This is a genomic window from Alicyclobacillus herbarius DSM 13609, assembly GCF_000430585.1.
Lineage (GTDB): Bacteria > Bacillota > Bacilli > Alicyclobacillales > Alicyclobacillaceae > Alicyclobacillus_G > Alicyclobacillus_G herbarius.
In genome coordinates, this window is sequence record NZ_AUMH01000008.1 from 132,181 (window position 1) to 141,467 (window position 9,287).

10 protein-coding genes are annotated in these 9,287 nt (G+C 54.0%); 7 read left to right on the plus strand and 3 right to left on the minus strand.

Going from position 1 to position 9,287, the window contains the following annotated elements; translation table 11 throughout:
- Positions 1 to 101: 101 nt before the first annotated feature.
- The 3 genes from H522_RS18095 to H522_RS21460 all read right to left on the minus strand — a co-directional run bounded on the left by H522_RS18095 (position 102) and on the right by H522_RS21460 (position 1,242).
- Positions 102 to 539: an NHL repeat-containing protein gene (locus tag H522_RS18095; protein ID WP_051343997.1), complete on the minus strand. Its 438-nt coding sequence runs from the start codon at positions 537 to 539 to the stop codon at positions 102 to 104.
- Positions 517 to 639, minus strand: a complete 123-nt coding sequence (locus H522_RS22315; RefSeq protein WP_281173082.1) for a hypothetical protein — start codon at positions 637 to 639, stop codon at positions 517 to 519. Before H522_RS22315 ends, H522_RS18095 begins: the two co-directional genes overlap by 23 nt.
- A gap of 78 nt (positions 640 to 717) precedes the next feature.
- A complete protein-coding gene (locus H522_RS21460) occupies positions 718 to 1,242 on the minus strand; it encodes a Kelch repeat-containing protein (protein ID WP_155836251.1) in 525 nt (174 codons plus the stop codon).
- 377 nt (positions 1,243 to 1,619) lie between these two features.
- Here H522_RS21460 and H522_RS22500 point away from each other — a divergent pair, with 377 nt between their 5' ends.
- The 7 genes from H522_RS22500 to H522_RS18105 all read left to right on the plus strand — a co-directional run bounded on the left by H522_RS22500 (position 1,620) and on the right by H522_RS18105 (position 8,991).
- Entirely contained in the window at positions 1,620 to 2,021 is a 402-nt protein-coding gene (locus H522_RS22500) for a peptidoglycan-binding domain-containing protein (protein WP_425387009.1), read from the plus strand.
- Between the two features lie 22 nt (positions 2,022 to 2,043).
- The gene (locus H522_RS18100) at positions 2,044 to 2,952 is read left to right on the plus strand and encodes an FAD:protein FMN transferase (RefSeq protein WP_051343998.1); all 909 of its coding nucleotides are present in this window, start codon (positions 2,044 to 2,046) and stop codon (positions 2,950 to 2,952) included.
- Complete coding sequence (locus H522_RS0107245; RefSeq protein ID WP_026961821.1) at positions 2,940 to 3,626, plus strand: ferric reductase-like transmembrane domain-containing protein; 687 nt, start codon at positions 2,940 to 2,942, stop codon at positions 3,624 to 3,626. Before H522_RS18100 ends, H522_RS0107245 begins: the two co-directional genes overlap by 13 nt.
- Before the next feature lie 407 nt (positions 3,627 to 4,033).
- The gene (gene groES, locus H522_RS0107250) at positions 4,034 to 4,342 is read left to right on the plus strand and encodes a co-chaperone GroES (RefSeq protein WP_026961822.1); all 309 of its coding nucleotides are present in this window, start codon (positions 4,034 to 4,036) and stop codon (positions 4,340 to 4,342) included.
- Positions 4,343 to 4,424: 82 nt separating this feature from the next.
- Entirely contained in the window at positions 4,425 to 6,047 is a 1,623-nt protein-coding gene (groL, locus tag H522_RS0107255; RefSeq protein ID WP_026961823.1) for a chaperonin GroEL, read from the plus strand.
- A gap of 260 nt (positions 6,048 to 6,307) precedes the next feature.
- Positions 6,308 to 7,342 carry a LacI family DNA-binding transcriptional regulator gene (locus H522_RS0107260; protein ID WP_155836253.1) on the plus strand — a complete coding sequence of 345 codons (1,035 nt, stop codon included), beginning with the start codon at positions 6,308 to 6,310 and terminating at the stop codon, positions 7,340 to 7,342.
- 131 nt (positions 7,343 to 7,473) lie between these two features.
- Positions 7,474 to 8,991, plus strand: a complete 1,518-nt coding sequence (locus H522_RS18105; protein WP_155836256.1) for an ABC transporter substrate-binding protein — start codon at positions 7,474 to 7,476, stop codon at positions 8,989 to 8,991.
- Positions 8,992 to 9,287 lie beyond the last annotated feature (296 nt).

The following is a 9,287-nucleotide window of genomic DNA, read 5'->3' on the forward strand; positions in this document are numbered from 1 at the left end:
CGGTTGTCCAAAGAGAGAACGGGGCTGGAACTCTTCCAGCCCTGTTCTATGATAGACGGAAGGCGAAATCATGTAGAGATTAGATTTGGGAATTTCTGGGTTCACGCCGTAGGCAAGTGCCAAGTGGCAGGGATGAAGTTCATCCCATCGGGAACGTTCAAATAACCGGGGGCGGTTCCTGAATGCCCGGTGTGCCCATATTGCCACACAATCTTATTCTTTTTGGGATCAATGATGACGACGCGATCGTTATAGTCGTCGTTCACGGCGACATCCCCGTTCGGCAAGGGGATGGCCAAAGACGGCTTGGATAGCTCACCAGCCCCTGACGCTTGATAATATTTCCAGACTACTTTGCCCTTCGGGGTGAGTTCCTCAATACGACCTGGTGTGCTGTAGTCGGCCACCAGGACGTCGCCGTTTTTCAACAATTGTGCGTCCGACGGATACGAGACATTGGGGACATGGACGGAATAGAGCAGTTCTCCGTTTTTATCAAGCCGATCGACGTAGCTTTCACCAATCTCGGTGACGAGCATAATGGTTTGCTGTCGTGGTGGTGTTGGTTGCGCACCCGGTTAAAAGGAGAGTACCTCCGAACAAGACGGCAAACGTGAGGTGCTTGACAGTACGTTTCATGAATCCATCCTCCTGCCAAATACCCAACTCCCCTCTGCTGCGTATAGCCCATATCCGCCATGGGAAGCGGGAGGCTATTTAACTCCTTCGTTGTTCCATCCGTTTCCTGGATGGCGTAAACGTTGGATACTGTATGGTGGCCGTTCCATCCCACACCCACACATGCGCATCAGGAACTCCTTGTGTCGATTCACCTCCCACAATGTAAACGCGTCTACCTGCAACCGCGACGGCTGGATAACGAGTTCCTTGGGGGAGGGTAAACAGGGGCGTCCACTGCAAGTGTCCGTGACTTATATGGACAAATTGAACCTCCCGGTTGGGCTGCACACCGTTGTATCCGCCGATGAGCAATAGCCCCTTGACGTTGTCCCATGTATACGGCACACAGGAGGCATCCGACAGCGGCTGTGACAGTCTTCCAACCCGTGTCGTGTGCCCGTAGGCACTGCGCCATATCGTGTTGTACGAAGACGATTGTCCACCGCCAAAGATGTACAAATCGGAGCCAATAAACCCGGCCGCGGCGTCATGGGTGGGTATAGGTAAGGATGCGAGTTGACCATGTTTGGGCCACACCTGGTCCACTCCGGTCAGGCTCACCTTAATCGCCTCAAAGTCTGTCTCGAAAGGGTTAGGAGGTCCGATGGAAAGGAAAGCGGGCGGATCGATACGAATCCTGTCGAGGTGAAAGTACGAGATACCACAGCGGAAGGCACATGCAATTGGTTCGAGGTTTTTTTGAACTCCGGTGTGTAAGGTGCGTATATCGAGGTGAGATCATGTCAACCAATGAGGAAAAACTGGCGGCCCGTAGACAGCGGGAGCGTAAAATCCGAATATGGCTGACTACACTTTCATGGACAACCCCAGTCGTCGCCTTTAGTGGTTTTTTCACCATGTGGCACAGCATGGGTCAGGCACTGAAACATCACTCGGTGCCGGCGCAGAGCACCACAGCTTCCAACCATGGCCATTCGATGAGCTCGACAGACTCGAGTTCGCACGTACTGTATCAGATAGGGTCGCGCGGCCCGCAGGTCAGCGCCATCCAAAGGCACCTCTCACGACTCGGCTTCTTTCACCATGCAATTACAGACTACTATGGGCCAATCACGGCTCAGGCCGTAAAAGCCTTTCAGGCGCAGCGAGGACTCCCTGAGACGGGGAAAGTCGATGAGCGGACCTTGCATGCGATGCGACTATCCTTGAGAAAGCAATCCGTCACTCAATTACAGGCTCACAGTCATCAGGGCTCGGATAGTTCGTCACCAGTCGGTTCTTCCGGTTCAAGAACGGGACAAAGTGACCAAGGCACAGGGATGAGTTCACCTGTCGAAACTCCACCAAGCCCGCCCGTAACCACTTCTTCGGCATCCTAAGGACGCACAAGTAGGGTTAGCGATGAGATACGAACGGTTTCAAGCGATGGGGACTTGGGTCGAACTCATTGTACCGGATGACCAGTGGCGAGAAGGTGTACAAGACACCGTTAAGTCGACCATTCTGGATCTGGAAGGTTTGTTGTCTCGTTTTCGGTCGGACAGCGAGCTTTGGCAGATCAACCATAACCCCGGTCGCTGGGTGAGTGTGAGCCGTAAAACGATGGAAGTTTTACAGCTGGCCAAGCGAACGTTCGAGGAAACAGCGGGGTTCTTCAATCCTTGTTTGGCCGGCGTCCTGGAGTCCATCGGCTATGATGTCTCATTTGACGAGATCGACGCATCGCGCGACGGAGCTCGTCCGGTGGTTGAACTCCCGTATATCCCGCCTGCCGAGTGTCCGTATGAGTTGGATATTCACGAGAGTCGGGTCTGGTTACAGCCTGGGTACAAATTGGACCTGGGGGGCATCGCGAAGTCCTGGATTGTCCAGCAAGCCGCACAGGTTGTCATGGCAAAGCAACTTTATCAGTTTGTCCTCAATGGCGGAGGAGACATGATTTGTCATGGGCAAAACGGTGACAAACCGTGGTCGGTCTCCATCGCAGATCCGTTTCATCCAGAGCAATCCTTGCTGACGCTACAGGTTGCCAACCTCGCGGTCTGTACGAGTGGTACCTATCGCAGAAAATGGAAGCAAGACGGACGATGGGTTCACCATATCATCGATCCGTTTTTAGGCTGTCCTGTTGAAACAGACATTATCTCTTGCACGGTGATACATCCCGATATCGTGCAGGCCGAGGTTCAAGCCAAGGTGGCGTTGATGTTGGGTGCGGACGAAGCCTGTGCGTGGCTACAAGGGGTCAAAGGAAGTGATTGGATAATCGTTCGACAAACCGGTGAGGTGATCCAATCGTGGAAGTCATAAACGAACATCAACGGTTTCCCTTTAAATTCTTTCTTGTCGTGACGCTGGCCATTTTGGTTGGCTCGTGTCTGGGCGTTCGCTGGTTGAATCCAGGAATCAGTGCGCAGAACCTGTTTTATTGGCATATGGCCAGGTCGGCTGGGTTTATCGCGTATGGATTGCTCACGTTTGGCGTTCTGTTGGGCCTTTCCGCAAGCAGTTCCCTATGGGATCAATGGAAACTGCGAAAGCTGATTACACAGTTGCACCAGTACATGGCGGCCATGGTGTTCCCGTTTTTGTTGTTCCATCTGTGGGGGCTGCGACTGGATACGACCGTCCACTTTACCTTGTTATCCTTGCTGGTGCCATTTATGAGTCCCTACCGGCCACTGGCAACCGGGTTTGGTGTATTGGCACTGTATACTTGGTTGGCTTTGATCGTGACCTCGTATTACCGAGAAAGAATCGGGGTCAAGGTCTGGCGTGGGATTCACTATGTTTCCCTGCCGATGTTCGTCGTCGTTACGCTGCACGGTTTCCTGACGGGCACAGACACCGTGCATCCTGCGGCGAAAGCCGTGTACGCCTTCGCCCTGTTTGTGTTTTTGCTCTTACTCTGGCGGCGGATTACGCATGAGCGGCAAAAGCGGCAGGCCGGACGCAAACCGGTGCCAGCGGTGCCCCAGTCATAGTTCGGAAAAGAAAAGCCTGATTCTACAGATGCCAAGATGGGCGTCTCGCTGAGGCCGTACTGGACGTACGGTCACATGCCCATTGTGGCAATTCGGTAAAACGCGGTGTGGTTCATGTGGTCTTCACCCCAGCAGCGCTGCAGATAGTGTTATAAATTTTAAGATAATCCCCTTCATCTTTAGGCTCAACCGCGAAATGAGGTCGTGATTCGTGATTTTCTCCGATTTCAGCGGGAAAGAAAAAACCTTCTTGAGATGGCTCGCTCACATTCCAACGGAGACGACGTGGCTCACGTTTGCAGCGCTTGCATCCTTCTAGCAGCGGTTCGTATTATAGGTCTTGAGTTTAGCACTCATGTATATTGAGTGCTAATAACCGACTAACCGATGGAATTGGAGGTTGGGGCATGAGCGCGACATTCACCAAGCATTCCCTGCGTCCGTTAGCGGATCGGGTTGTGGTTCGGCCGGTGGAACGGGAAGAAAAAACGGCCAGTGGCATCGTCCTTCCAGACACGGCCAAGGAGAAGCCGCAAGAGGCTGAAGTGATTGCGGTCGGCCCGGGACGGTTGGAGGACGGCAAGCGGGTGGAGCTGGATGTAAAGGTCGGCGACCGTGTGTTGTACTCGAAGTATGCCGGGACCGAGGTTAAGGTGAACGACGAAGAACTGCTGATTCTACGTGAGAGCGATATTTTGGCAATCGTCGAGAAATAAGTCGAGGTAACAGCCTTTCCCCCTGTTTCTGCTTCACAGGCAAGGGGAGCAATCCGCAGACGTGTTTCGAGGAGGGACCGAGATGGCCAAAATCATCAAGTTCCAAGAGGATGCACGGCGGTCGATGCTGCGCGGCGTCGACGCGCTCGCGGATGCGGTCAAGGTGACGCTCGGCCCGAAGGGCCGCAACGTCGTGCTCGAGAAAAAGTTCGGATCGCCCCTGATTACCAACGATGGTGTGACCATCGCGAAGGAGATTGAGCTGGAGAACACGTTTGAGAAGATGGGCGCCCAGTTGGTCAAAGAGGTGGCGACGAAGACCAACGACGTGGCTGGCGACGGAACCACCACGGCCACCGTGCTGGCCCAGGCGATGATTCGCGAAGGCCTGAAAAACGTCGCGGCTGGCGCCAACCCGATGGTGCTCAAGAAGGGTATTGAGAAGGCCGTCAACGCCGCCGTCGCGGAGATTAAAAAGGTTGCCAAACCGGTCGAAGGCAGAGCCAACATCGCGCAGGTGGCCGGTATCTCGGCCGGAGACTCCGAAATTGGCGAAATGATTGCCGACGCGATGGAAAAGGTGGGCAAGGACGGCGTCATCACCGTGGAGGAGTCGAAGGGCTTTACCACGGAACTCGAAGTGGTCGAAGGCATGCAGTTTGATCGCGGCTACATATCACCCTACATGGTCAGCGACAAGGATAAGATGGAAGCCGTCCTGGACGATCCGTACATCCTCATCACCGATAAAAAGGTCAGCAACATCCAAGAAATCCTGCCGGTGTTGGAACGGGTGGTCCAGACCAGCAAACCGTTGCTCCTGATTGCCGAGGATGTGGAAGGCGAGGCCCTGGCGACGCTGGTGGTCAACAAGCTGCGTGGTGTGTTCAACGCTGTGGCCGTGAAGGCGCCTGGCTTTGGTGACCGACGCAAGGCGATGCTGCAGGACATTGCCATCCTGACGGGCGGTCAGGTGATTTCCGAAGAACTGGGCCTAGAGCTGAAGAACACGCAGCTAGGCCAGCTGGGCCGTGCACGCCAGGTCAAGGTGGACAAGGACAACACCATCATCGTCGACGGCGCGGGTGACAAGAAGGACATCGGGGCGCGCATCCAGCAGATTAAGGTCCAGATTGAGGAGACCACGTCCGACTTCGACCGTGAGAAGCTGCAGGAGCGCTTGGCCAAACTGTCCGGCGGCGTTGCCGTCATCAAGGTCGGTGCCGCGACCGAGACCGAGCTGAAGGAAAAGAAGCTGCGCATGGAGGACGCCCTCAACGCCACCCGCGCAGCTGTCGAGGAAGGCATCGTGGCCGGCGGTGGCACGGCGCTCGTCAATGCCATTCAGGCGCTGGATGCAATCAGCGCGGAGGGCGACGAGTTAACCGGTGTCAACTTGGTCCGCAAGGCCCTGGAAGCCCCGGTGCGCCAGATTGCCGAGAACGCCGGTGTCGAGGGGTCGGTCATCGTCGAGCGCTTGAAGAAAGAGCCGGTCGGTATCGGTTACAACGCCGCAACCGGTGAGTGGGTCGACATGATTCAGGCAGGCATTGTCGATCCGGCCAAAGTCACGCGCTCGGCCCTGCAGAACGCGGCCAGCGTGGCGGCCATGTTCCTCACCACCGAGGCGGTCGTCGCCGACAAACCGGAGAAGGAGAAACCAGCCCCCAACCCGGGCGCGGGTATGGACGATTTTGACATGTAATGAGATGTCAGCTGATTGCCAGCCGATGGGAAACCCGTCGGCTGGTTTTTTTCGTGGAAGGGTCATCTTCCTTCTTCCCCACGTTATCATCTGGCAAGTCTAAATTGATCACCTAGCGTTTGCATTGGCACAATATCAGTGTTAATGTATTCGTGATTAAACGTTTAATCAAATCGACTGATTAGGAAGGAGGTTTCACTACTGAATCAGGAAACTTGGGTGATAAAACGAATAAGCAAGTGAGTGCGGAGGGGTGCGTGGTGCCGGAAGGTCGTTCGGATCGTCCCTTAACAATTAGAGACGTTGCTCGGATGGCGGGGGTTTCGACGGCCACTGTATCGAATGTGCTCAATGGGACCGGGCGTGTCGCCAAAAGCACCATCGAAACCGTTCTATCCATCGTGGAAGAAACGAATTTTAAGGTGAATGCGTCGGCGAGAACCCTCAGGCAGAAGACGTCGCGTTTGCTTGCGATTCTGGTTCCAGGGTTTGTCATGGGCACGAACAGCAACCCGTATTATTGGGAATTTGTCAGCGGTGTCTCGAATGTGGTGGATGAGAAAGGGTTCGACGTCATCCTCAAGGGGATCTCATCCCTGGATGACATCCACCTGGCCGACGAGCGAAACATTGACGGCCTTCTCATCATTGGTGCGTTTAGCTTCATGGAATTCGTAGATCCGATTCTTCAATTAGGGATTCCGGTCGTCTTTGTGGACAGCTACTTGGAGGACAAGGACGTCAATCTTGTAAATTTGGATGACAGGTATGGAACGTATTTGGCGACCCAGCACGTCTTGGCTCTTGGACACCGGAAAGTCTTGTTTGCCTCATCGAAGCTGATTCCGGGTGGGGTCGAGAACGAGCGGTTTCAGGGTTACAAAGAAGCGATGGAGGCCAGCGGTCTGACGGTGGACCCAGACCTACTGATTGAAACGGACATTTCATTCGAGGCAGGTCGGCAACTGGCGCATCGATTGGCCGACCGCAGGGATTACACTGCCGTCGTTACCACAGGAGATGCCTTGGCGCTAGGGCTCCTGCGCGGTTTTTACGAATGTGGTTTGCAGGTGCCGAGCGATGTTTCCGTTATCGGCTTTGACGATTTGCGTCAATCCCCCTATGCCATCCCGGCGCTCACGACGGTACATCAGGACGTCGTGCAAAAAGGAGAACGGGCTGCCGAGATGTTGTTGAGGTTGATGGAAGACGCGGGTGACCGGGGAACCGAATACATACGATTGACGCCTAGACTGGTGGTTCGAGAAAGTTGCGCACCGCCCAGGAGGACATAGGTCCGGAGTGAGGTGTGGTTGAACTCGACGCCAGACCATGAGGAAAGGCATCGATGTACGCGGGATTCCAGGTATTCGAATTCGTTAGGTCGGCTTGACACCGAACGAAACCAAAGGTGGGGGTTGTGACCGTGTTATTCAAGTGGCAATGGATGATCATGCTCTCGTTGGGAACGGCTTTAACCGTCGCAGGTTGCGGATCCGGACCGAGCACCGCGACCAAAGATGCCCAGAACCAGGCAGCAACATCCCAATCGCAGAACGGATCTGCATCGGCTTCTGATGTTCTTAAAATTGGGCCGGGGGTTAGTGGGGATTTTCAGAATGTGTTCAATCCCTTTCAGAGCAGTATGGCTCCAGGGACCAACGGGCTCATTTACGAGTCGCTGTTCTATTTCAATCCTGTGGGTTCACAACAATACGGGTTGCTCGCGTCCTCCTACAAGTGGAGTAATGGGAACAAGACTCTGACCGTGCAGTTGCGACACAACGTCACATGGACAGATGGAAAGCGCTTTACAGCCAAGGATGTAACATTTACCTTCGACCTTTTGAAGAAATACCCCGCCACAGACACCAATGGAATTTGGAACCAACTCACGTCGATATCGGCGCAGGGAGATTACGAAGTCACGTTTCATTTCAAACAGCCGAATGTGCCATTTGCTTGGTACATACTCGGCACGCCCATTGTGCCCGAGCACATCTGGTCCGGATTGGGGGATCCTACCAAAGCCGTGGTGCAAAAGCCAGTCGGCACGGGACCCTATGAACTCTCCAGCTTTAGTCCTCAAGTCATCAAGTATCAAGCAAATAACGCGTACTACTTGGGTAGGCCGCGCGTCAAAACGGTGGAAATGTTGGCTTATGCGAGCAACGACGCGGAGACGATGGCGTTGGTGAAGCGCGACGTGGATTGGTCGGGAATTTTCATTCCAAACATTGATAGTGTTTATACATCAAAGGATCCCAATAATCGGCACTGGTTCCCGCCCAATGATGTTGTCATGCTGTATGCCAATTTAAACGATCCGCTGTTAAAACAGTTGCCGGTTCGAGAGGCCATCAGTCTGGGTATCAATCGCCAAGAGTTGGTGCAAAAGGCGGAGGACGGATATGTAGATGTCGCCAGTCCGACGGGTCTGGTCCTTCCCAACAATCAGGACTGGGTCGATCCGAAGCTAAAGAACACTAAATTCACCTATGACCCGAAAAAGGCCGTACAGATCCTGGAGAAGGCCGGATTTAAAAAGAACAGCCAGGGGATTGTTGTGTCACCGAGTGGCCAGGAGCTCTCTTTCACATTGCAAATTGTCCCCGGTTGGTCGGATTGGAACACGGCGTGTTCTCTGATTGCCTCCCAGTTGCGGAACATTGGTATTAATGTCCAGGTCCAAGGCGAACAGGCAGCGGCCTATACCTCGAACCTTACCAACCATAAATTTCAGTTGGCGGTGTCCTGGACCGTGGCCGGGCCAAGCCCCTACTATCTCTATAAAAACTTGCTGGGTTCCAACGGGGGGTGGAACATCGAACAATGGAAGGATTCGGGTACCGATAAAGTCCTGCAAGATTTTGCGGCTACCACGAACAAAGGTCGCCAGACAACGGATATCTATTCCTTGGAACATCTCTCTCAGGGAAAGTAGGTTTTTCTTCGTTTTTCTCACTCAATCGCACGATTTCGCATTTGACTCCTTGCGTACCCAGACCGCAAAATGTGTGATGTGAGTGGGCGGACCCGTTTGAGGGTGTACCAAACCAGACGGTGTAGCACCGCCTTCTAGATTTTGGTACGCACCTCGGATCTCCACCAAACACTTTCGTGGTTTACCCTCTCATGTCTCACAGGGTCTGTGCCCCAAGCAGTCCTTCGTACGGCCTATCGAAAGGGTGGAGGCCAGCCAAGCTCATGTGCAGGGTCTATGCCCGAATGGATCAGATA